The 22183-nt window shown below is 55.6% G+C and carries 19 protein-coding genes; 8 read left to right on the forward strand and 11 right to left on the reverse strand.

The window, feature by feature from the left end; genetic code table 11:
- Positions 1-19 precede the first annotated feature (19 nt).
- The 4 genes from DMG62_12305 to DMG62_12320 form a co-directional block, all read right to left on the reverse strand.
- A complete protein-coding gene (locus tag DMG62_12305; protein ID PYY22638.1) occupies positions 20-652 on the reverse strand; it encodes a DNA-binding response regulator in 633 nt (210 codons plus the stop codon).
- A gap of 42 nt (positions 653-694) precedes the next feature.
- On the reverse strand, positions 695-2053 hold the full coding sequence (locus tag DMG62_12310) for a sensor histidine kinase (protein ID PYY22639.1): 1359 nt from the start codon (positions 2051-2053) through the stop codon (positions 695-697).
- The gene (locus tag DMG62_12315) at positions 2054-2575 is read right to left on the reverse strand and encodes a hypothetical protein (protein ID PYY22640.1); all 522 of its coding nucleotides are present in this window, start codon (positions 2573-2575) and stop codon (positions 2054-2056) included. It abuts the gene before it with no gap.
- 221 nt (positions 2576-2796) lie between these two features.
- Positions 2797-3336, reverse strand: a complete 540-nt coding sequence (locus tag DMG62_12320; protein PYY22641.1) for a TlpA family protein disulfide reductase — start codon at positions 3334-3336, stop codon at positions 2797-2799.
- Positions 3337-3459: 123 nt separating this feature from the next.
- Here DMG62_12320 and DMG62_12325 point away from each other — a divergent pair, with 123 nt between their 5' ends.
- Positions 3460-4554 carry a hypothetical protein gene (locus DMG62_12325; GenBank protein PYY22642.1) on the forward strand — a complete coding sequence of 365 codons (1095 nt, stop codon included), beginning with the start codon at positions 3460-3462 and terminating at the stop codon, positions 4552-4554.
- Here the strand turns inward: DMG62_12325 and DMG62_12330 are convergent.
- On the reverse strand, positions 4526-5116 hold the full coding sequence (locus DMG62_12330; GenBank protein PYY22643.1) for a hypothetical protein: 591 nt from the start codon (positions 5114-5116) through the stop codon (positions 4526-4528). The genes DMG62_12325 and DMG62_12330 overlap by 29 nt on opposite strands.
- A 415-nt stretch (positions 5117-5531) precedes the next feature.
- Here DMG62_12330 and DMG62_12335 point away from each other — a divergent pair, with 415 nt between their 5' ends.
- The 4 genes from DMG62_12335 to DMG62_12350 all read left to right on the forward strand — a co-directional run bounded on the left by DMG62_12335 (position 5532) and on the right by DMG62_12350 (position 8743).
- Complete coding sequence (locus DMG62_12335; GenBank protein PYY22644.1) at positions 5532-5750, forward strand: hypothetical protein; 219 nt, start codon at positions 5532-5534, stop codon at positions 5748-5750.
- 610 nt (positions 5751-6360) lie between these two features.
- Positions 6361-6561: a hypothetical protein gene (locus tag DMG62_12340; GenBank protein PYY22645.1), complete on the forward strand. Its 201-nt coding sequence runs from the start codon at positions 6361-6363 to the stop codon at positions 6559-6561.
- A gap of 894 nt (positions 6562-7455) precedes the next feature.
- Positions 7456-7845, forward strand: coding sequence for an RNA-binding protein (locus DMG62_12345; GenBank protein PYY22688.1), 390 nt, complete (start codon positions 7456-7458; stop codon positions 7843-7845).
- Between the two features lie 337 nt (positions 7846-8182).
- The gene (locus tag DMG62_12350) at positions 8183-8743 is read left to right on the forward strand and encodes a hypothetical protein (GenBank protein PYY22646.1); all 561 of its coding nucleotides are present in this window, start codon (positions 8183-8185) and stop codon (positions 8741-8743) included.
- Between the two features lie 143 nt (positions 8744-8886).
- On the opposite strand, the gene DMG62_12355 is transcribed toward DMG62_12350, so the two are convergent.
- Positions 8887-11157, reverse strand: coding sequence for a hypothetical protein (locus tag DMG62_12355; protein ID PYY22647.1), 2271 nt, complete (start codon positions 11155-11157; stop codon positions 8887-8889).
- A gap of 382 nt (positions 11158-11539) precedes the next feature.
- Between DMG62_12355 and DMG62_12360 the strand changes: the two genes are divergently transcribed.
- Positions 11540-13057 (forward strand): RNA-binding protein, encoded by a 1518-nt coding sequence (locus DMG62_12360; protein PYY22689.1) that lies wholly within the window; start codon positions 11540-11542, stop codon positions 13055-13057.
- 28 nt (positions 13058-13085) lie between these two features.
- On the opposite strand, the gene DMG62_12365 is transcribed toward DMG62_12360, so the two are convergent.
- The 3 genes from DMG62_12365 to DMG62_12375 all read right to left on the reverse strand — a co-directional run bounded on the left by DMG62_12365 (position 13086) and on the right by DMG62_12375 (position 17083).
- On the reverse strand, positions 13086-15752 hold the full coding sequence (locus DMG62_12365; GenBank protein PYY22648.1) for a hypothetical protein: 2667 nt from the start codon (positions 15750-15752) through the stop codon (positions 13086-13088).
- A 113-nt stretch (positions 15753-15865) separates the two neighbouring features.
- A complete protein-coding gene (locus DMG62_12370) occupies positions 15866-16105 on the reverse strand; it encodes a hypothetical protein (GenBank protein ID PYY22649.1) in 240 nt (79 codons plus the stop codon).
- A 243-nt stretch (positions 16106-16348) separates the two neighbouring features.
- Positions 16349-17083, reverse strand: coding sequence for a hypothetical protein (locus DMG62_12375; protein PYY22650.1), 735 nt, complete (start codon positions 17081-17083; stop codon positions 16349-16351).
- Positions 17084-17339: 256 nt separating this feature from the next.
- Between DMG62_12375 and DMG62_12380 the strand changes: the two genes are divergently transcribed.
- On the forward strand, positions 17340-19010 hold the full coding sequence (locus tag DMG62_12380) for a peptidase M28 (protein ID PYY22651.1): 1671 nt from the start codon (positions 17340-17342) through the stop codon (positions 19008-19010).
- A 142-nt stretch (positions 19011-19152) separates the two neighbouring features.
- Here the strand turns inward: DMG62_12380 and DMG62_12385 are convergent, their stop codons facing one another.
- Both DMG62_12385 and DMG62_12390 read right to left on the reverse strand, forming a co-directional pair.
- On the reverse strand, positions 19153-20937 hold the full coding sequence (locus DMG62_12385; GenBank protein ID PYY22652.1) for a hypothetical protein: 1785 nt from the start codon (positions 20935-20937) through the stop codon (positions 19153-19155).
- Between the two features lie 70 nt (positions 20938-21007).
- Positions 21008-21430 (reverse strand): hypothetical protein, encoded by a 423-nt coding sequence (locus DMG62_12390; protein ID PYY22653.1) that lies wholly within the window; start codon positions 21428-21430, stop codon positions 21008-21010.
- A gap of 69 nt (positions 21431-21499) precedes the next feature.
- Here DMG62_12390 and DMG62_12395 point away from each other — a divergent pair, with 69 nt between their 5' ends.
- Positions 21500-22177: a thiamine phosphate synthase gene (locus tag DMG62_12395; GenBank protein PYY22654.1), complete on the forward strand. Its 678-nt coding sequence runs from the start codon at positions 21500-21502 to the stop codon at positions 22175-22177.
- The last annotated feature ends 6 nt before the right edge of the window (positions 22178-22183 follow it).

Raw genomic sequence — 22183 nt, forward strand, 5'->3', positions numbered from 1 at the left:
TCTGTGCAGGCAGGCTCGTTTACGGAAGGTTCACCAAGCCATTGCGAATGGCGTAGACGACGAGTTCGGCGGTCTTATGCAGGCCAAGCGCATTCATGATATTCGCCCGATGCACTGCCACGGTGTTGACGCTCAGGTCGAGGTCGCTTGCGATCTCCTTGTTCGATTTGCCCATCGCAATCAGTTGAAGAACCTCAAGCTCGCGACTGGTGAGTCCGCCTGCGCGCTCTCCTCTTAACGTTTCAGTCCGTTTTAGCTGCGGGTCGAGCACGACATTTCCGTCAAGAACTCGGCGGATAGCGGCAGCCAGGTCGAGATCCGAAGCGTTCTTCAGAATGTAGCCACGGGCTCCGGCTTCGAGAGATTGGCGAACGAGCGTTTCTTCCGAATGCATGCTTAGCATGAGAACCGCTGTGTCGGGTAACGCCTCGATGATCTTTCGCGTTGCTGTGATGCCGCTCTCGCCTTGCAAGGCGCAATCCATGAGGATGACCTGCGGTCTGAGCTTTCCCGCAAGTTGCACGGCTTCCCCGCCACTGCTGGCCTCGCCAACGACTTGCATATCGCTCTCGTCTTCCAGCATACGTCGGAAGCCGCGACGGACAAGGCTATGATCGTCGACCAGAAGAACGGAGATCTTGTTTTTGGTCATTCAGCTTCGAATTTGGGTTTGCTTCTCTGCGAGGCTCGCATTTTAGCCAACGTGCTCTGGCTCCTTATTGGCCTCGGCACTCGCAGTTCGTGGTACTCGCAGCTTTACCAGAGTCCCTCCTTCCGCAGGCTGCGTGAAGCTTAACTGCGCATCAATGAGCTGTGCGCGTTCTCGCATTCCTACGAGGCCTATACCGCGCGTCCCATTCGATCTGGCTAGTCCTCGACCGTGATCTTCAATTTCGAGCTCGAGTGCATCGGCGAGAAAACGCAGACGCACCCACGCGCGCTGAGCTCCTGAGTGCCGCTTCACATTGTTCAGCGCTTCCTGTACGACCCGGTAAATGTGAACTCCGGCACTGCGGGGGACTTCAAATGCGCTCCCGGATTTTTCATAGGAGATGGCAATCCCGGTCTGACGCTCGACTGTAGGCAGATACCAGTCGAGGCTTTGCTCGAGGCCGGCTTCGTCGAGCATCACGGGGTGCAACGCTTGCGAGAGCGTGCGTACTTTGTTCAGCGCCGATTGCGCGACGTCGCGAATTTCGCGCAAGCTCTCATTCAGTTCCGCATCGGGATTTCGCTTCGCGGCGCGCGTGAGCATGGCTCCGAGCGCAGTGAGTATCTGCCCGAATTCGTCGTGAAGTTCGCGGGAGACATAGCTGAGCGTCGACTCTTGGGTTGAGATCAATTTTTGGGCCAGGTCACTGCGTTGCTCGGAAAGCGTGGCCAGCCGGTGAAAAAGTTCGCGATTCGACCGGATCAGCAACACGCTGGTAAGCACGATGGCCGCGAGGGCTGCGATGAGAAACGTATATGCCTGTCTTTCAACTCTGCGATAAATGTCGTTTACTCGCTCTGCGGCTTGCTTCTCGCTCTCATTGTTCTCTACCAGCAAGCGAGCTACGGCGATGCTCAGCGCCGCTTCGCGAGCTTGAAGCGACTGACTTATTTGCAGGCGAGCCTCCTCTTCCTTGCCGTTGCGCGACAGATCGAAGACGTGATCGAGAGCTTCCCAGAATTGTGCGACAGAACTTTCAAGGTACTGATGCTGCTCAGCAGTGCGCGTTGCGACGGAAACCGCTTGCTCCCGCTTCATTCCGTCTTCGAGATCGGTACGCAGCCGTTGGAATTGTCCCTGGAAGGCTTTTACGGGATAGTGCTCTGTGTTGTCGAGCACATCGCGCATTCCCAAAGCGATACTGTTCAGCGTGTTCTGAATTCGTAACAACTGCAGCGAGTCCATCCGATTTCGCTCAGTAATGGACGTTTGCAGCTCGCGCAAGCCAGAGATCTGCCGGGTCACATACCAGGAATATGCGACGACTACCGCCAGCGTGATAGCGAGTCCCACCAGTAGTCCGGCCGTAGCTGAGCGCGGGCTTGCGTAAGACTGAGCCACTTACCTGCCTGCGAGTGAAAGATAGTAAGGACCGACATACAACCGGGCGGATCCATCAGCAGCCGAGATCACTTGCAGCGGCTTCACCGGGCGCAAGTTCTCCTGCTTCTCCGTGGGAAGCTCTGCCAGTTTCTCTCCACCAAGGTTGTAGACATATACCGTGACAGAGTCCCCATTCTTTTTTTGACCTATGGCGTAAGCTCCGGCGTCGAGATTCTTGTTGCCAAGCGTGAATCTGCTTTGCGAGAGCAGGACGCCGGCATACTTCTCTTGATACGCAGAGCTGTACCCGGCCGTGTCGATCAAACTCGCCAGCAGGATTTTTCCATTCGGGAGTTGAACCAGAGCTGCGTTGCGTTGCTGCGTGGGGACATTCTCACCGTCGATGAAAACCGTCGCGGGAAGCAGCTGCTGGAGCCGCTGTTCCGAAACCAGAACGACGCCCGTGGTGCTTGCGTTCTGTGCTCCGCAAGCCGCAAGCAACACCACCATGCAAATTACAATTCTCTTCGCGTGTTTCATCTCACCTCGGCAACTGAACACCAGGACAAGCGCACTAGTCCGAACGAATCGGGCCAGCAGTATCTAATCGTTTTAAATTAGGGAGCACGATACTACAAAAACACTATGGAAGGGTCGCAGGCAAATCGCTAGATTGTAGTCACCCTATCGAATCGATCCCGCCGCAAACGGCGGGAATTTTTTTGTCCAGCCTGGAGATGCAGCATGCTGCGTCTCTACCTTCAATACCTCTTCACCCGCTCCGTGGGCGCCGGACCGTTCTTCCCATTCAAAAGCCAATCCACGGCTTGTTTGACATCCTCTTCGTGGGCTTCGCCATTGATGGCGCGGACGATCTCCCCTTTGTCGTCGATGATCAGCGTTGCGGGGACCACGTTGGTGCCGGACAGTTGCTCAAGGAGATCGACGTCCGCTCCTACTAAAACTGGCAAGCTAAGCTTTTGTTGCGCCACAAAATCGCGAACTGCTTCGAGCTTCCTTTGCTCGTCAATGGATGCCAACACGAAGGCGACATTCTGCGCGGCATATTGATCAGCCATTTTCCCTAAACGTGGAAGTTCTTCCTTGCACGGCCCGCACCAGGTAGCCCAGAAATTCAGTACCACGATCCGTCCCTGGTAATCGCCAAGTCGGGCCTTGTTGCCCTGGAGATTTCGCAGCGTGAGCTTCCGAACGTTCTTTGCAGCGAAGGCAGAAGCAGCGAAAATCAGGAGCAGAGCGATTACATAAGCGGCGACTACGCGCCGAAGCCTGGATTGCATGGTTCCCAATGTACAGGCAGTCCCAATAGTGCATTTGCATTATTGTTCGCGCCAGCTACATACGATGTACTTCCGCATCGCAGACTTGGGCTCAAGATCTGATTTCTGTAGTCCGGAGTTCTTATGACGCGCGCCTTTGCTCGCCGCCTCCTGAAGGTTTTTGCGATTCTTGCTGGCTTGCTTCCGCTGTTGGCCTTCTCAACCATGGCTTTTGGACAAGGCTGCGTCGCGGCGCATACGGAACAGCCGCTGATTTCTGGTCTGGACCCGACAAATCAGCAGCAGACCTTTCATGGACGCGACTGGGCAGACAGACTTCACAATTTGACGATAAGCGTCGGATTCCGCACTTACAGCTCTTATGCGCACTACATTGGAACGGATTACCAAGTGCGTCGCGCCATCCTGCACAATCAGGTGCAGAATCACGTCAATCTGTACGATCTTTCCTTCAATTACCAGTTCAGTCCGCGGTTCAGCATCATCGGCGACATTCCCGCTATGACCGGGACACGCCATCAGCAGGGCAACGTAAACGTCTCTCGCGTGGGCGGCATTGGCGACATATTTCTGGGCGTGCAGGGGTGGGTATTTCGTCCGCCGACAGAGAGTCACGGCAACGTAGCTATCTCTGCATCTCTCAAATTACCCACCGGCATCAACGATGCACAAGGGACCACGATTCTTTCCAACGGCACAACGCAGCTTCGGAATTTCGATCAATCCCTTCAGCCTGGCGATGGAAGTTGGGGATTCACGCTGGCGACACAGGCATATCGCCAAACCTATTTCCATACAATGCTCTACTTCACCGGCTCGTGGCTGTTTAATCCACGCGACACCAATGGCGTGAAGACATTCCGCAGCGCTCCGCACGAAGACGTTATGTCGGTGAGCGATCAATACTTGTGGCGTGGAGGTTTTTCGCACAATGTGCCGAAGCTTCGCTATTTAGCGCTTAGTCTCGGCGGAAGGATGGAAGGAGTTCCGGTGCGCGATGCATTCGGAGCCAGCAATGGTTTCCGGCGTCCGGGATATGTGATTTCGATTGAGCCGGGCCTGGCGCTTTCATACCGGAACAATTCGTTAAACGTAAGCGCTCCCTGGGCGATGGAGAGAAATCGCAAGATCAGCACCTCCGATATCCAGAACCACACGCACGGAGATGCTGCCTTCGCCGACTACACAATCATTGCCAGCTACTCACGTCATTTCTAGGAGAGCCGCGACGCGCAGGTCCTTTGCGCTTGCGGGAGTAACTTCCGTATTGCCGCAGTTTGCGGTACAGCGTGGTTTTGCCGATCGAGAGCAGGCGGGCAGCTTTGACCTTGTCTCCTTCCGCCTGCGCCATGGCGTCTTCGATGGCTCGCCGCTCCAGCTGTTCTAATGTGGGAATCGACGGCTGGAATTTTAGAGATCTATCCAGTGCCTGCTCGATCGATTTCTGCAGCGCCTGCACATCCAGGGGCTTCTCGAGATAATCGAAAAATCCAGCTTTGATCGCGCGAACGGCCGCTGCGGTGCTGGCTTTTTCTTGCAATAGGATGACTTCAATTCTGGCGGATTTAGCCTTGATTTGCGGAAGCAGGTCCGGAGGATCTGAAATCGTATTCGCATCCAGGAGTGCGACGGAAAATTCGCCACGCTGAATCATCGAAAGAGCAGAATCGCGGCCGGATACAACAGCCAACTCGCAATGCAAATTTTCAGCGAGATCGCGGCAGAGCGTTCGAGTCCGTTCATCGGAGTCAGCAAGTAAGAGCTCGGGTTTGCGTTCCACGTGTTGGCTTCGTCCCGGATAAGCTTCGCGCCGCGCGCGGAGGAGTCTAGAAAATAGCTAGCTATCATCGCGTGGATTGAAGGGTTCTCTGCTTCGAAGGCAAGTTTGTTCGGAAAACCGTACAAAGAACATTTCCGGGAACTTGGGCCCCATTTCCGCACAGCTTAGAGTGCAATATCGAGGCGTAATATCGCCAAGATCGCACACTAAGCTGTGCAGAAATTCTCGCGCTCACGCCTTTTCCACCCGACTCCACAAGACGGACTACTTTTAAACAGGAAACCCACAAAATCGGATCGTATTTCCCTTGCTCCCATCTGCGAAAGGAGTAAATTCCCTAACACGCGAGCGTGAGATGTCCTGAATCGCTCGAGCCTGAGTTTCAAAGTTGAGATCTCCGTCAGGGGATGGAAGTTTGAAACAGTCGGTTGAGGCCCGCAGTTTCGTCGGAGAGGAACAGGCCGTAAGGTCGGTTCTGACGCGAGACGGAGCCGAGAGTTTCAATCGAGCAAGGACTGGTCGCAAACAACGAAAGTTGGAAAGCGATCGGTTGCTGAAATCGAAGATGCAGATGGGTCAGCAAACGGCGGCAGCGAGAGCTGTCAGCGGGTGCAAGGAATCAGGCGGCGAATAACCGCTTGAGACCGGAAGCCAACGGAATCGCATTGCAGGCGCAGTTCAAAAGACTGCGAACACAACGCTAGGAAAGTCGAAGGCGCAAGTTTTCGATATCCGAAAGTTCCGGCAGGCTGAGAGCGGGTTGAGGCTTCGCGGCTTCAGCCTGCGAGAACAAGGCGGCGTAAGTCGGCGAGTTCGTCAGCTTGGAAGCATGAGGATCGGCGAAAGCTGAGCTTCATGTGGGAAAGCGCTAGAGGGCAACCGAAGTGCATTCCTCAAAGATTCTGCAGGCGTAAGAGATCAGCACTGTGAAAGGAAGCGTTGAATTAGGCGCAAGCTCAATTCAAGACTTCTGCATCACAGCCAGGTTGCCGGTGCTGTCGGCGTAAGTGCGACGGCAGGTTGCAATAGTGCTGGAAACAGTCATTGCAACAGATTCGATGTTCCCGAAAGGGAACACGCGAGTAGCAGCCCGCAAGGGCGAGTTGCATGAGCAGATTGCGGAAGCGTTCTGCTGATCACGGCAATCAAATCGCAACCCAGCGCATGGCGTAAGTCAAAGCGGGTTTTGCGGTTGTCAGTCGGCCGAAGGCATCCCGGCGCGCCCGGGACGAGGGCGGCGATTGATGACGGCTTCGCCGAAACTGAATCCAGGTTCGCCTGGAATCGGAAATTCAGGGACGAAGCTGTTCGAGAAGTCCAAGCATGAGGAACCATTTGGCGTGAGTCGAGTGCGGAATCATGCAGGCAAAAGCCCGGTTGACCTGAACAGCGTGGCGCAAGTCACGACGGACAATCGGCGAAAGACCAACTGTGATGCTGGGTGAGCGAAAGCTCATCTGCAATCCAGATGGCTTGCAAGACTGGGCGTCCTTCGGCGGCGAAAGCTGCTGGACAGATAGGCCAGCCTAGAGACCACAGAACACCGGAGATGAAAGTCTTCGGATCGTCTGTGGCCCTATCTCAAACCCGAGAGGGTGAGGGATAACAAAGAGCAGCAATCGGTGGACGGCCTGTCGAAATCAGGCAACAGGCTTCGCTCCTCGGGCACTCGCAGGAAGACGTCGCAAGGCGGGTTCCAGCGTAAAGCTTCCGGTAACGGAAGGGGGCACGATGGGTGACAAATTCACCAGATTGTGTGAGCAGCCGGTTTTGGCAACAGAGTCGGCCAGTTCCAAAGAGGACATCTCACCACCTTCCACGGCCTGCATTCGCAAGAATGCAGGCCGTGATTGTTTAAGAACAGCAATAAGCGATTAGCAATTAGCAATTAGCCAAAGCGCTGAAGCTGAGCACTTTGTTTCAAATTGGGATTCCCGACCTGCAGGCGAACACCCGGCCGCGGGTGGCCGCCAGGTTCTGAGTGTTTCGAGGAACTTTGGGATGGACGCGCGGTTTCGCGCGATTTCTGCATTGATGTCGAGCCTCAATTGGCCGAATGCCGACAGCCGAGGCTGTGATTGTTTAAGGGCAGCAATAAGCGATTAGCAATAAGCAATTGGCCAAAGCGCTGAAGCTGAGCACTTTGTTTCAAAATGGGATTCTCGACCTGCAGGCGAACACCCGGCCGCGGGTGGCCGCAGGTTCTGAGTGTTTCGAGGAACTTTGGGATGGACGCGCGGTTTCGCGCGATTTCTCATTGATGTCGAGCTCAATTGGCCGAATGCCGACAGCCGAGCGCCGACTGCCTGTTCCACGCGCTAGACTCTACGATGACAACCATGACCGGCGTTCGCATCGACAAATGGCTGTGGGCTGCTCGATTCTTCAAGACACGTTCTCTGGCTACTCGCGCCTGTGAACTTGGTAGGATTGAATCCCACGGCCAGGCAGTTAAACCTGCCCGAGAGGTGCACGTAGGCGACTTACTACAGATTCGAACCGAGGGTGGCCAGTTTCAGGTAAGGGTTCAGGATCTCAGCGAGGTTCGGGGCCCTGCATCGGTGGCTCAGACCCTGTATCGCGAAACAGAGGCAAGCCGCGAGCTTCGCGCGAAGTTTGCCGAAGAACAAAAAGCTATGAGAGGCTTTACTACAGCGCCTTCAACTCGACCATCGAAGCGGGATCGCCGAAGAATCGTTCAGTTCAGATCGCAACGCGAGAGCGGCTAGGTCGCGCACCTCAACAACGACTAGAACAAGCATTCCTGTTTAGGCGCTCTAGAAAGAGTTGCCGCCGAACCAATTTTTGGTGAGCAAGATCCGGCCGTCTTCCTTTTCATGAGCCAACTCTGGAGTTACATGTCGGCATTCGTAAGCTGCTGAATGTAGGACGCTTAGATGTCCGTTGGCATGTTATCAGCCCACTAACATTACCGAAGTCGGGTATTACCGCATGGTCTATAGGACTCTTTTCGTGCACTGCTCTCCAGCTTATCTTTGCCGCTAACTACCCCGGGAAAAAATCAGCTCGAACAAATCTTTGTTCGCCACTGGAGGAAATCGGTCCATGAGGAAAGCTCTGTTTGCAAGTTTCTTTGTGCTTGCCGCGAGCTTCTCGCTGTTTGCGCAGAAGTCGTCGTCGGACAAGTTGGACGTATTCGGCGGATATTCCTATACCCGCTTCAATCCCGGCCAGGGCGCAAGCGCTGTCAACCAGAACGGTTGGGAGAGCATGGCGACCTTCAGGCTCACGCCGACTTTTGGCATCTCGGCTGACATGAACGGCAGCTATCACAGCGAGAACGGCGCCAACAACCACATCTATACCTATCTGTTTGGACCCGAGTTCAAGATGCCCAACGACAAGGGCGCAGTTTTCGTTCACGGCCTGTTCGGCTTCGCGCATGACAGCGTGAGCACCAGCGTGCTGGGAACCAATTTTTCGGTTTCAGACAACGCCTTTGCCACAGCTCTGGGTGGTGGTTATGACTGGCAGGCTTCGGACGTAATCTCTGTCCGCCTGTTCCAGTTCGACTACCTCATGACCCGCTTCAGCAGCCAGACGCAAAATAACATCCGGCTGTCGTTCGGCGTCACCTTCCACCCGAAATTCGGGCGCGGATACTAAAAAAATTGCCTTGGGCGGATCCCCCATCCCCTTCCGCTCCATGACAGATGCGTGCCTCATTCTGGACTCCTAGCCAGGCTGAGGCACGCAGTTTTTTGTTGGGGAAAGCAACAGCAACCTCTCAGGGAATCAAGCAAGATGCTTCACGATACCGTTGGCCGACGTTGGCGCCGCACCGCATCGTTCCGATAAGCGATTACCGGTATGCGGGCTTCAACTCGCGCTTTAACCCGGCTTCCGTCCACGCTGATCTGAAACTCCTCAGCGCCGTTCGCGCTTAACTTGGACGCACGAACTTCGCTGGCTTGCCAACCACGAGGCAAATTGGCCGTCAGCTCTTGAGCAGTGAGCGAGTAGAACGCGATTCGGTCTGTATCCAAGGGACAGAACGTGCCTGCCTCGGAACAAATCGGCGAACCGTCGAGTGAGGCGGTGTAGGCCTTGGCATTCCAATCGATGTCGATCACCGCATTATCCTCCACCCCTATAACAGTTCTTTCTCCCTCGCGCCGGAACGACTCGATGTGGCGCGCGTGTAGTTGAAACCAGGGAACCATGATCAGATAGAAGGTATCGAGCGCGTCATTCAGATTCATGTCCGCGCGGACGATCGCATGCGAACAGCCGTTGTAGAACAACGTTTTCATGATCCGTTCGGCAACCGTCGTGGTTCTGCCTGATTGTCCCCAGACCGCGCTCTTGCGATAGATGGTTGCTAGCAGCGGAATCGCGGTGCCGCCGAAGGGACAGGTTCCCGGTCCCGTCATGTACCAGAAGGAACTGATCTTGCCGATGAATGCGTAGCGCAGCGCTTCGGAGCTTACGTCGACTCCGCGCTTGGCGAACTCGTGCAGGATCTTGTAGCGCCCATCGCGCAGGTTCTTGATCCCGCTTGCCGGATGTTCCGGATCCCAGTCGTTGCGGATCGAGAAATACGAGAGCACGTCCACGTGCGTAGTCTTCGGCAGCTTGTAACGCTCGCAGGTATAGCGAACGCGTTCCATTCCGGGACCGTCCATATACTTGGCCAGTCCGATGATGTAGGAGTTCTCCCCAGTCCAGTTACGGCTCTCCCAGAGCTCGCCATCGGGACGGCGCGCGATGATCTTCTCATCCCACGCCGGACTGCTGCGGTACGCATCATCGTAATTGTCGGAGAGCGTCGCGATGCAGTTGTAAGCTTTCGCCTTTTCCATCAACTTCATCATTCCGTCGTAGCCGCCGATGCGCTGGTTGACCTCCTGCACTGCGGGATAGCCGGTGTCCTTGCCGCGATATTGCCAGCCCCAGAGATGGACGATCTGCGGAGAATAGTCAGTCAGCTCTGCGATTTGGTGGATGAGCTGTTCGCACTGCTCAAAGGTCGATGAAGCTTTGGGATAGCTGGGCTCATCGCAACGAATGCCATAGACAAACGCGTTGTCGTAAAGATGATTCGGGATCGGCGGCATGCGCTTGCGAACAAGCTTGGCCGCGTCGAACCAGGTCAGCGAAGTCTTGTCGCCCGGAGTACTGAGGAAGTCCAGACGACATTGTGACTCCTGTTCGATCAGTAAGTTGCGAGTCTGCCGATTTCCGCAATTCCGCGGAGTTCCCGGGCCCGTATTCATGTCATAGCAGAGCGTTCCGTTTACGCGATGGCATTTAATGGTTCCGAGCGATGCGCGTCGCTTGCCCGGCTCGCCGCTTACAGCAAGTGTGGTGCCATCCATGAAAGCGGTAGTTTCCTGCACGCAGATCGCATGATCCGTTCCAACCATTACCACTGGCAAAGTCGCCGACACATTTCCCCAAAAGGTATTCGGCGTCAGCAGTCCGGGGGATGCATCTTTGAGAGTGGCGAGCCAGCCGCCATCGTCGCCGTGGGCGAGCCATGATGCTCCATCTTCTTCTCGAACCGCAGCCAGTCGCGGCAGAGCTACTTCGATGAGCTCGTATCCGGGAGATTCGCGAACTGCGTAGAGCACTACGCGAAGCGTAGCCGCTTCAACTATGTAGGCGATCACAAAACTTACAGCGGACTGCGAGCCGTCCTGAATCTGAAACAGCAGATCGGAATGCTCCTTCAGTTCAGAGTATTTCTGGACCGAAGCATTAGCATTTTTGATCGTTCCGGAAGACTTATCATAGAAAGTGACGGCGATCGGCTTGCCAAGGTCTTCGCCAAGCATCCGGCGGTTTCCACGCAGCAACCGATACTCATACGGCAGGCCATCATGCCGGTCGAGGACAACCTCCAGCTCCGCCGATCTGAGCACGATTGGATTCACGGGCGCGCTTCGGCTGGTGAGGGCTCCGGTATTTGCCGCTTCGGGAGTCTGGGGATAGACCTTGCTTCCGGCGAGTCCCACGGCAGCAGCGCCGCTGAGCTTAAGAAAAATTCGCCGATTGAGTTGTTCCATTTCCTCTTGCATATCTCGCAATCACAATCGTGGAGTGGGGTTCTGAGGCGCAATTTCACTGCTCGAAATGCACACTCGGCATCGTGCCCCGCAAGAGGATATCAAGAAGCAGAACGCCTGCGCGTCGTTATACTGGCTGCCTCATGGATCGAAAAGCCTTTCTCAAGATGATTTCTCCAGCGGCTGGAGCTGCCTGGTCCGAAACGTGACCCGCGTTCGAGCTGTATTGATCTTCTCTTCGCTATTCGCCGCATTCGGAATGACTCAAGCTGCGAAGCAAACCGGACGCGTGCAAGAAAACGCTGCTGGGAACTTCGTCGACTTTGCGCGAACGAGCGGAATTAAGTTCGAATACCAGGCATCGCACACCTCCAAAAAATACTTACTTGAGACCATGGGGGCCGGAGTTGCGCTGTTTGACTACGACAATGACGGTCGGCTTGATTTATTTCTCGTAAACGGCGCTCCCCTGAACGATCCGACGCCTAAAGGAACGATTCCGCAGAAGACCGGCCCGAAGTACTGGAATCGGCTGTATCACCAGAAGGCAGACGGCACCTTCGAGGACGTAACCGAAAGAGCGGGGTTGCAAGGCCAAGGCTACGGCATGGGAGTCGCGGTCGGCGACTATGACAATGACGGCTTCGAGGACCTTTTCGTCACTGCGTACGGCGGCAATCGCCTTTATCACAACAACGGCAATGGGACGTTCACTGATGTCACGGAGAAGGCCGGAGTCCGTGGCGGCGGGTGGTCAACAAGCGCCGCGTGGGTGGACCTCGACAATGACGGCCGCCTCGACCTCGTGGTGCTGCGCTATGTGGAGTGGGGCTTCAGCGATGTGTGGTGCGGCGAGCGCAAGAAAGGATATCGCGCGTACTGCCAGCCGGAAGTCTTTCCGCCGATCTCGCCGCTCGTCTATCACAATGACCGCAATGGCCACTTCACGGAAGTGTCGCAAAAGACGGGAATCTCGAAAGAGGGCAGAGGACTAGGCATCGCATTAGCCGACTACGATCGCGATGGTCGCGTCGATCTCTATGTGGCGAACGATTCCATGCGCGAATTTCTCTATCGCAACAAAGGAGACGGCAGTTTCGAGGAGGTCGGTCTGGTCTCCGAGGCGGCCGTCGATGGAGACGGTCACACCTATGCGGGCATGGGAGTCGATTTCGCCGACTATGACAATGACGGGCTTCCCGATTTGGTAGTCACAGATCTGGCCAACCAGCGGTATGCGTTGTATCAGAACAGAGGGGACGCCAGTTTTTCCTACACAAGCCTCAGTTCCGGGATGGGACGCATGACGGCGCTCCACTCCGGTTGGGGCGTGCGCTTCTTCGACTACGACAACGATGGCTGGAAGGATTTACTGGTAACTCAGGGACATGATCTCGACACGATTGAGCTAACCTCTCCTAACCTCCGCTATCGCGAACCGATGTTGCTTGCGCACAACACCGGCAAGGATTTTGAAGACGTCTCGGCGTTCTCGGGACCTGGGCTCCAACAATCTTGGGTAGGCAGAGGCATGGCCATCGGCGACATCGACAACGACGGTCGCCTGGACGCGGTTGTAACCACGAATGACGGCCCCATACACATGCTGATGAACAAGACGGTGAATCAGAATCATTGGCTCGCTTTGGAGCTTCTCGGACACACGAGCAACCGCGATGCGATCGGAGCGGAAGTAAAGCTGGTCACCAGATCGGGTTCACAATTTGCGACTGTGACTACGGCCAGCAGCTATCTTTCGTCCAGCGATAAGCGGGTGCACTTCGGTCTTGGTCCCGCAACTGAGGCCCAGAGCATCGAAATCAAATGGCCGAGTGGGATTATGCAAAGGATGGAGCATGTGCGAGGCGATCGGATTGTAAAGATCGACGAGCCGCCGCCCCAAACTCATTGAAATTGTCAAAGGGCGGACAGACGAACTCTCAATGCGCCGAAGTAGCAGATGCCTGTAGCTGATCCAGGGCTTTTTTGGCAGCGATCAAGTCTGGCCCGTTCGGCAGCAGTTTCAACGCAATCTGTAGTTCCTCCCGTGCGTGTTCTGTGTCACCTTTTCGCGCATAAATGAGTCCCATATTTTTTCTCAGCACTCCGAGTTGAACGCATTGCCTGCAAAGATCAATTGCGTCCTGTAATTGACTAACTGCCTGGTCCCACCTTTGTTCTTCGGCAGCACGAAGTGCGAAGTTGTTCAGCTCTTTCACCCGTTCAATGGTCTGTTGCTTCTGCTGCAATGCCTGGAGGCGCGCGGCGTACTCTCCCGAATCGGAACTCTTCATTTGCGTCAGCACTCGAGTAAGGCTGGAGAGCGCGGGCAGATAATCGGGGTCTGCATCAACCGCCTTCTTCCATTGCGCAATTGCTTCATCTCTCTTCCCCTCCTGAAGCAGGCTGCGGCCGAGATAAAAACGCGCCTCAGCATTTGTGGGTTCGAGTTCAACGACACGTTGAAAGAGCTGGGTGGCGTAGGGAGAAGAATGCTCAAGGACTCCTAGCAGAAGGAGCGCGTCGATGTAATTTGGTGAGAGCTTCACAGCGGTTGCCAGCGCCTCGTGGGCCTCTTGGTTGCGATGCAGCGCGTAGAGAACTCTGCCGCGATTGTAGTGAGCCATTGCCGAATCTGGAGCGAGGCGAGCTGCCTCCGAGAATTGATTCAGCGCCCCCTGAAGGTCGTTGTTATCGCCAAGAGCGATTCCCAGATTCAGGTGGACGTCCGCTAACGTCGGATCTAATGCGACTACCTTGCGCAACGTTTCCACCGACTCGGCCCGACGGCCAGTCTTTCCCTGAAATATACCGAGAGCGGTTAGGGCATTCCTACTGCCGGGCTGGAGTCGCAACGCTGTCCGGAATTGCGCTTCGGCATCGCCGTACTTACCAGCCGAAGCGTACATAAGTCCCAGGTTGACATGACCCAGCGCAGATTGCGGATCGATCTCAATTGCTCGGCGAAACAATCTCTCCGCATCTTCGTTTCTTGCCTGCCGGCCAAGCGCAGTGCCTAAATTGTTGAGAGCATCCGCAGACTGTGGATCGATGTCGAGCGCATTTGTGAATTCGCGCTCAGCATCAGAGAGACGGCCTTGAGAGAGGAGCAGCGCACCGAGTTGATTGTGGGCCGGAGCGAACCTGGCGTCGAGAGAAATGGATTTTTCCAGTTCGAGCTGCTCTGCTGACTTGTCTCCAATTTGGGAAAGTGCAACCGCAAGATTGTAGTGCAATCTTGCGTCGTTATTGTCAAGCAACACGGCTTTGCCATAGAGGTCCGCCGCTTCCCTAGCCCGTTTTTGCTCGAGCAAATCGTTGGCTTGATTGCTGAGAAAAGCAGCCTTTGCCTGCTGCTCTTCTTTCTGCTTGAGCTGGTCGAAAGCTGCGAATTGCTGCTTAGCGGCAGCCTCTTGCTTGTTTCTCGCCAGCAGACGAGCGAGTTGATATCTCGCCTCCGCACCGGCGGGTTTCAGTTTCACTGCCGTCTCCAACTCCCGAATGGCCTCATCCATACGGCCGGCACGGCCCAGAACGACTCCAAGATCGTAATGAGCTTTATAGCTGGAGGGGTTCACTTTGAGTGCGCGCTTCAACACCGCTATTGCTTCATCCGGATGGTTAGAATCTTTCAGCGCGTCACCGAATATTTCCAGGCCTTCCGCATTCGCTGGATTGCGATGCGTATAGTCACTCAGATATGGAAGGGCCTCCTCGACAGCGCTTTGGTTCAGCAGTGCCTTGGCGAGCAGAAGCTGAGTGTCTGCCCTGCCTGGATCGAGTCGCAAGGTTTCTTTGTATTCCATCACCGCATCACGATAATTCCCGCGATGCGCGTACGCCGTAGCCAGATCGTAATGCAGCTCTGCTGTATTTGGGTTGGCTGCTACCGCCTCCTGCAAGAGAGGAATGGCGCTTGCATAATTGCCGAGTTGCGAGCGGGCAACAGCTAGAGCCGTTTTCATCTGCAACGAGATTGGCGCCGCCGGTGAAGCAGCAAGCCCCTGCTCCAGGTAATACGCCGCCGCATTGTAGCTCCCTTGCCAACTCATCAGTTGAGCAAGGTCGTAATAGGCAAGCGCAAACTGCGGATTGATTGCAATGGCGCGGCGGAATTCTTGCGCGGCATCATCAGGTTTGCGCAAATCCTGCAGCGCCAATCCACGCGCGTTGTGGGCGGTGAACGAGTTCGGCTGTTGCTGGATAACTGCGGCCAGTTCCTGAACGGCACGCTGCGGATTGTGATTCTGGATCAGCGCGAGAGCGAGATCGTAGCGCGCCTGCGTTGCTGTGGGATCAATCGCGAGCGCAGTTTCAAATGCGCCCGTTGCGCAATCGTAGTTTCCCGTTCGGCCAAACTGCACGCCAAGCTCATCGTAAAGTGCTGCACTAGGCTCAAGAGCAAGTTTCTGTTGGAGTCCTGAGGCAACGCGATCGGTTGACCAGCACTCATCCGGAATTCGTGCAGCAGATGCAACCTGGCCAGAGTTTGGCGTACTCCTGTTTTCCTGGGCTGCCAGCAGCAAAGCCAGGAACAACAAGGCGAGCACAACAAGTGAATGGCGAAAACGCGCGGTTGCAGCCATTGATGAACCTAAACTTATCATTCACGGCTGCAGGACGGCGGATCAGCCCGAAGTTGCGGCTTGGCGTGGGCGTCTGCAACTTCAAAGTAGAAACGCCCCACCAATGCGGGGCGTTCTAAAAGTTAGACGCATTGCTAGGCTGCTTGCCGGCGGATTGCTCCTCGCACTTTTGAGCGGGTGTTTTCGTCCATATTCATGTGATGGACTTCTCGAGCATGCTGCTCGATCTTGGGAAAAATTTCGTCTTCACTCTTTCCCTTTGTCTGCCAATCGCAGCTGCTCTGACCCACGTCTGCACAGCGGAATGTGAGGTTTTGATTGCCTTGGTTGACGTTGCGTTCCGACGACGGACCTTTCGAGACATCTTGTGCCATTCTCGTTTACCTCTTGGCAATTCTCCCGCAAATCCAGAGCAGCGGCGGGAAAATCGAGAGCTGGTCCACACGGAGCTGCGCGCTCCGTTCAGAGGTTTGCGCTACTCCGTCCTCAGCACGCATATGGATTGAAGTCACGACGGCGAATCCTGCGGGAATATCGCGGTGATAAACACGCAGATGGTTTATAACCAGCGGTTTCCAGGAAAGAGAATAAAAGCCACTATCCGATAATGCTCAATTTTATCGACGGCGGTAATGAATTGCGAATTCGTATCCGGGATTCGGCGGAAATAATTCCGCGCACTTGCGCAGGCGTTCGCCAAGCGGTCCAGGAGCTAAGAGAGGGTAATCGCGTTCGCGCAGATCATAGTAGTCGACATCTACCGCGAGCGATAGCAGATACACGGCGATGGCGTCGGCAAAGGTTGCGTTCAGATATTCGTGGCGTGCCTTTTCGCGATCGCCGGAGTTGCCGGTAGCGAGTTTGCGCAATTCGAAGGCATCCATGCTGCTTTCGCCACGGACATTGCTTTCGGCTTGTCTCCACACGATTTCAGCGAACTCTTCGGACACTCCTGCTTTCTCCACGAAGGCATGGCCTACATTAATAAAGAACTCAAAGGCCACCGAGAACCGGTCGTCCATCACGCGCGTTGAGATAAAAACACATTGCGAGCCGCTTACGGTGTAGTTGCGATGGCAAACGGCATGGTCGCTCAGCTCGCTGTCGTAGCGCTCGGCGATGCGGGTATCGTCACCTTCACCCACTGTGAGTGGGACGAAATAGTACGCCTTGCGTTGTAATGCCGCGGCAATTGCCGGTGGCACCGCTCCCACTGCGCGCTCAACGTCCTGCGCGCTGATGGTGTTCTCGCCGACTAAGGCGTAGCAGACGCCGTTAGGTGCCTGCGCCACGTGAGCCGTACGCACAACTTCGGCGGCTGGGCGCGTCTCTGCCTGGGCGGTTTGGGACATCTATCCGGAATTTTACAGTATGGTTCCTAGGGCGTAGCCCCCCAGAAATGGAGCGTCCGGCGCCCGCCTGGCGAAGATGGGAGTCGTCAACAATTTCGTGCGCCGGGGGAAAGCTGCCGGCCACTGGTTGGTTGCTGCGCCATGCCCGCTCGTCCCACGCGGTGCTGATAGTATTCCTTGCTGCACCTGTGGGCTGCAGAGTGCCGGGTGAGCGTCAACAGGCAGGCGCGAGCCCAAGATCCCGAAAAATTGAATCATGGTTGGAGGTCATCGTTTGAAATTCGCGACCCGCCGTCTGCTGGTTTGCTCACTTCCCTTTCTATCCGTGCTTGCCTTTGCACAAACTCAGGAAAAAGTCGATCTCGATATGGTGACGAAGATCCGTTATGAGGGTTTTCGTAATTCGAAGATCAAGGAGATTGCCGAAGGGCTCATCGAAAACATCGGTCCGCGGCTCACGGGTTCACCGAACATGAAGCGCGCGAATGAGTGGACTCGCGATCAGCTAACGAAATTCGGTCTGGTCAATGCTCACCTCGAAGCCTGGGGACCGTTCGGACGCGGCTGGTGGAATGAGTATGTCAATGTGCGCATGCTGTCGCCGGATACGCAAACGGTTATCGCTTATCCGAAGGCGTGGACTCCCGGAACCGACGGTGCAATTCACGGCGATTGCGTTCGCGCCAACATCAGGACCAAGCAGGATTTTGAAAAGTACAAGGGCAAGCTGGCCGGGAAGATTGCGATCCTCGGTGAGCTGGTGGACGTGAAGCCCATTGTGGAACCGCCATACGAGCGCTACACGGAAAAGTCGTTGGCAGACGTCGGGAATTACGAACTGCCAAGCGAGAGGCCGGCGTTTAGTCCGCAAGAGCAGCAGAGACGCCAGCAGTTTCAGCGGGATCTGAATCAGTTCTTTGCTGACGAAAAGCCGCTGGCGGTGATCGACCGCAGTCGCGGAGCCGCGGGCGGAGGAACTGTCTTCGTGCAGGGTGGTGGTGCATATCGCAAGAGCGAGCCCCAGGCTGCGGTACCACAATTGACGCTGGCGATTGAGCAGTGGGATCGCGTGGCACGCCTGCTGGAGCAGAAGACACCGGTGCAGCTCGAGATCAATGTAAAGAACAACTGGTCCGACGCTGACGAGCAGTACGACACGATCGCTGAGATCCCTGGCGCCGACAAGAGAGATGAGGTCGTGATGCTCGGAGCGCATCTCGATTCATGGCATACAGGCACAGGCGCAACTGACAACGGTGCGGGCAGCATCGTGATGATGGAGGCAGTGAGGATTCTGCAATCGTTGGGAGTGAAGCCGCGGCGGACGATTCGCATTGGGCTGTGGAGCGGCGAAGAGGAGGGCTTGCTGGGCTCTCAATGGTACGTGCAGCACCATTTTGGATCGCGTCCACCAATGGATACTCCTGCAATGCAAGGTATGCCAACGCTTCGGCGTCGAGAAGCCGGAGCGGTAACGGTGAAGGCGGAGCAGGCGAAGGTGTCGGTTTACTTCAACATCGATAATGGGACAGGAAAGATCCGCGGCGTGTACATGCAGGAGAACGCTGGAGTGCAGCCGATCTTCGAAGCCTGGATGCATCCGTTCAAAGATCTCGGCATGGATACGCTCACGATGCGTTCCACGGGGGGCACCGACCATCTCTCGTTCGATGCGGTCGGCATTCCAGGATTCCAGTTCATCCAGGATCCAATTGAGTACGACACCCGAACGCACCACTCCAATATGGACGTCTATGACCGTTTGCAGTTCGACGATCTGCGGCAGATCGCGGTGATTGTCGCGGACTTCGTCTATAACGCCGCGATGCGTGATCAGATGTTTCCGCGCAAGCCGATTGAGAAGGAACTGCCGAGGCGTCCGGAGAAGCCGGAGGATGAGGATCAGGCGCCTCCGTCAGGAATGTAAGCTGAAGCAAAACGTGTCTCCGGCCGGGCGGGCCCCGTTTTGATTCTCATCTCGCGTGACTCGTGAAGTAGACGACCATCGCAAACTCGCAGGACCACGACATCCTAAGCAAAACACCCGGCCGAGGGCGGACGGATCCACGTTATTTTGGCGGAGCATTAGACAGCAGAACATCGATCGTTCCTACTTGTTGGCTAAGACGATCCACAGCGCCAACTCTGACGCGATACGCGCTGGGCTTCACGGTAACCTCCTGCGATGCCTGCAGTCCGGTGCGAAGAACTTTGAGATACTCGGCCTGCGTGAGGGTTGCGTCGATTGTGTCGGCCGAATGCCCTACATCCTTCCCATTTCGGTCCCAAGCCACGGCCAGCAGATCGAGGAATGCGTGTTTCCGGCCTTCGGCAGCATCCGTAAAAGTGATTTGCTGCGGATTAATCAGATACGTGATTCGAACTGAGTGATGGTCAGTATCGGGCGGTAGCACTTGTGCTTTAAAGTAGAGAGCGGTCGAGTCCGGCATGTCAGGACGCATCGCCGCCGCCAGTTTGATAGTCGACTCTTGGGGCGTGTGTTCCGGTTCAGGAAACGCGTAATAGCCACGCCGATATTGCAGCGTTGCTCCGGGGCGCTCTGTCTTGAGGCTGATGCGACGAAACTTGCCGTTCCAATCCTGGTTTTGGGGCTCATAGGCAATTGTGTAGTAGCAGGATGTCTGGTCAACGCTGCGCTGCATCGCCGTCTTCAGGCCATTGGTTCCGTAGAAGGCTTTTCCGCCGGTCTGCTCTGCGATCTCGTCCATTGTGGTTTGTGCGTCGCTTTCTTCCTGCATCTGGCGCGCGAATCCTGCATTCATGCGCGGCATCTGCGTGCTGGAGTCAAAGCCGGTCATGCTTTCGCCGGTATTAGTCAGATCGACGCCATGAGTGTGAAGGCCTGTGGCGTCGATGGGGTACACCGCCACTTGCGCCGCCGATAACAGCGAAGTGGCTTGATGGACAGCAATGTCGAAATTGCTGCGGTCATGTTGCTCGGAACGTACGAATGGATTTGGACCAAAACTGAACGGAAAAGTTCCTGAGAGCCAAAGCAGGTTCTTTCGTCCGGGATAGCCTTGCAACATCGCCGCCAGCTCCACCAGTGAACTCAGGGTGATTCCAACTCTCTGAGTAATCTGGTACTGCTCTTGTGTTGTAAGAGCATCGCGCAACCTCGCCGTTGTTCCCGCCAGGAGATCTGAGTCCTGCGGCGCTTGTGGGGCCGCACCCGAGCCTGGTCCGGTCACCGTCGGAGTGGTCATCCGCTCGCGGTAAATGAGGTCATCCTCATTTCGTTGATGTTCCTTTTCAGTAGTGAGCAGAGGAGATTGGCTCGACAGAATCCTTTGTGCGGCAGCAAGCAGAACATCCGATTGTCCGGTAAAGCTCTGAACCATTCGCAGACGCGTGCCGAGGGTGAACAATGCAGTTTGTTGGCCGCGCGGCAGCTCGTTTAGAAATTCGATGAGATGACGACGCGCCGCGGACTGGTCGAGCGTTGGAGTATTGAGTGTGTCGAAGAGTATGACTGTGAGAGGACCGCGAGGTTCGTCTACAGGGACGTTCGTATATTGGTGCGGTGGCAGATGGAATGGTTCTTGCGGCTGCGCCGTCAGCTTTGTTTCATGCGCGTCAAATGAGCGTACCTGCTGAGGTTTGCCATCCTCGAAGATCTTGAAATCGTTTTGCGCCAGCCCGCGAATCGGACGGCCATTTCCGTCGAGCACGATGACATCGAACTGTACGAGCCTCGAGTTCGCACGAAAGGTCGGCGTTGCTGAAGTGGTCGATCTCGCGGTCGGCGGCGCTTGGGCGGATAGTAATGAGCTCAAGATGAACAACAGAAACGCTGAGTGAAATATGCACGGCATTGAGCGTCTGCGAACCATGGCAGTTGCAGCGTTCCATTATCGTGCTTTGCGGTCGAGAAATGCGAGACAACGTTTTGCAACGGCTGATTCACGCCGCTTTGCGCTGTCCATCTCCAGTCTTTTGTCTTACTTCGTGCTCTTCGCCTTTGATTTCTACGCGCTCGCGCTTGATGTCGAGCCGCAGGCGGTCGAATATCGAGATGTATTGGTTCGCGATCCAGACCAGGGCGAAGAAGCCGAGGACCGATCCGCGCCAATCCTGATAGACCAGACGGAAGTGGGTGATTAGTTGGAAAATGAATGCCACCCAGTGACTGAAGCAGTATTCGCAGGTAAAGAGGTAGAAGAACTTGCGTTGCAGCAGATGTGGAGCCTGCTTGCTGCAGCGTATGCAGAACTCACGAGGCTCGCGGAAGATCTCTTCGTGGGTAATAGTCCAACTCACGCTGGCAATGGGAATTGCGATCAACAGTAATTGAATGATTTGAACGCCAAGCTCGCCTGCGGTCATCTCATCAGAGAGGCCGAATTGCCCTGGCGCGTTGCATCGCAGGCGCGCCCGTTCTGCTAAGGTCAATGATTGTTTCTCTATTACATAACCGATCGTAGCCAGCTTTCCGCTAAGCATGAGGAAGCAATTCGGTTATTGCTCGAGCGTATAGCAGAGGCTGCGAGCGCTGGTGTTGATGCCATTCAGCTGCGGGAAAAAGACCTCAACGCGCGAGAGCTTGCCGAATTGGGAACTCGCGCGGTGGACATTGTCCGTGGCGTCTCGATCGGCGCGTCGAACGTGCGCACCAGGTTGCTGATCAATTCTCGGCTAGATGTAGCAATTGCATGCGGCGCAGATGGAGTGCATCTTCGGTCCGATGATGTCTCCGCGGCAGAGGCGCGTGTGATCTTCGCGCAGGTTGGAATTTCTTCTCCGTTCATCGGTGTTTCCTGCCACACAGTTCAAGAGGTATCACTTGCGGAAGGACAGGGGGCGGACTTTGCGGTGTTTGGCCCGGTATTCGAAAAGGCACGGGACAAAGGCGCTCCGACTGCGGTACGCGCAGTGAAGGAAGCGTGCGATAAGCGTAAGGCAGCCCACCAGCCTATGCCAGTCTTCGTACTCGGGGGAGTCACCCTCTCGAATGCAGCAAACTGCCTCAAGGCCGGTGCACGCGGTGTGGCAGGAATTCGGGTATTCCAGAATGGAAATATGTCCGAGACAGTGGCTCGGCTGCGCAAGCTGGGGGAGGAGCTGCACTCCTAATCCTCG

Source organism: Acidobacteriota bacterium (genome assembly GCA_003225175.1).
Taxonomy (GTDB): Bacteria; Acidobacteriota; Terriglobia; order Terriglobales; family Acidobacteriaceae; genus Gp1-AA112.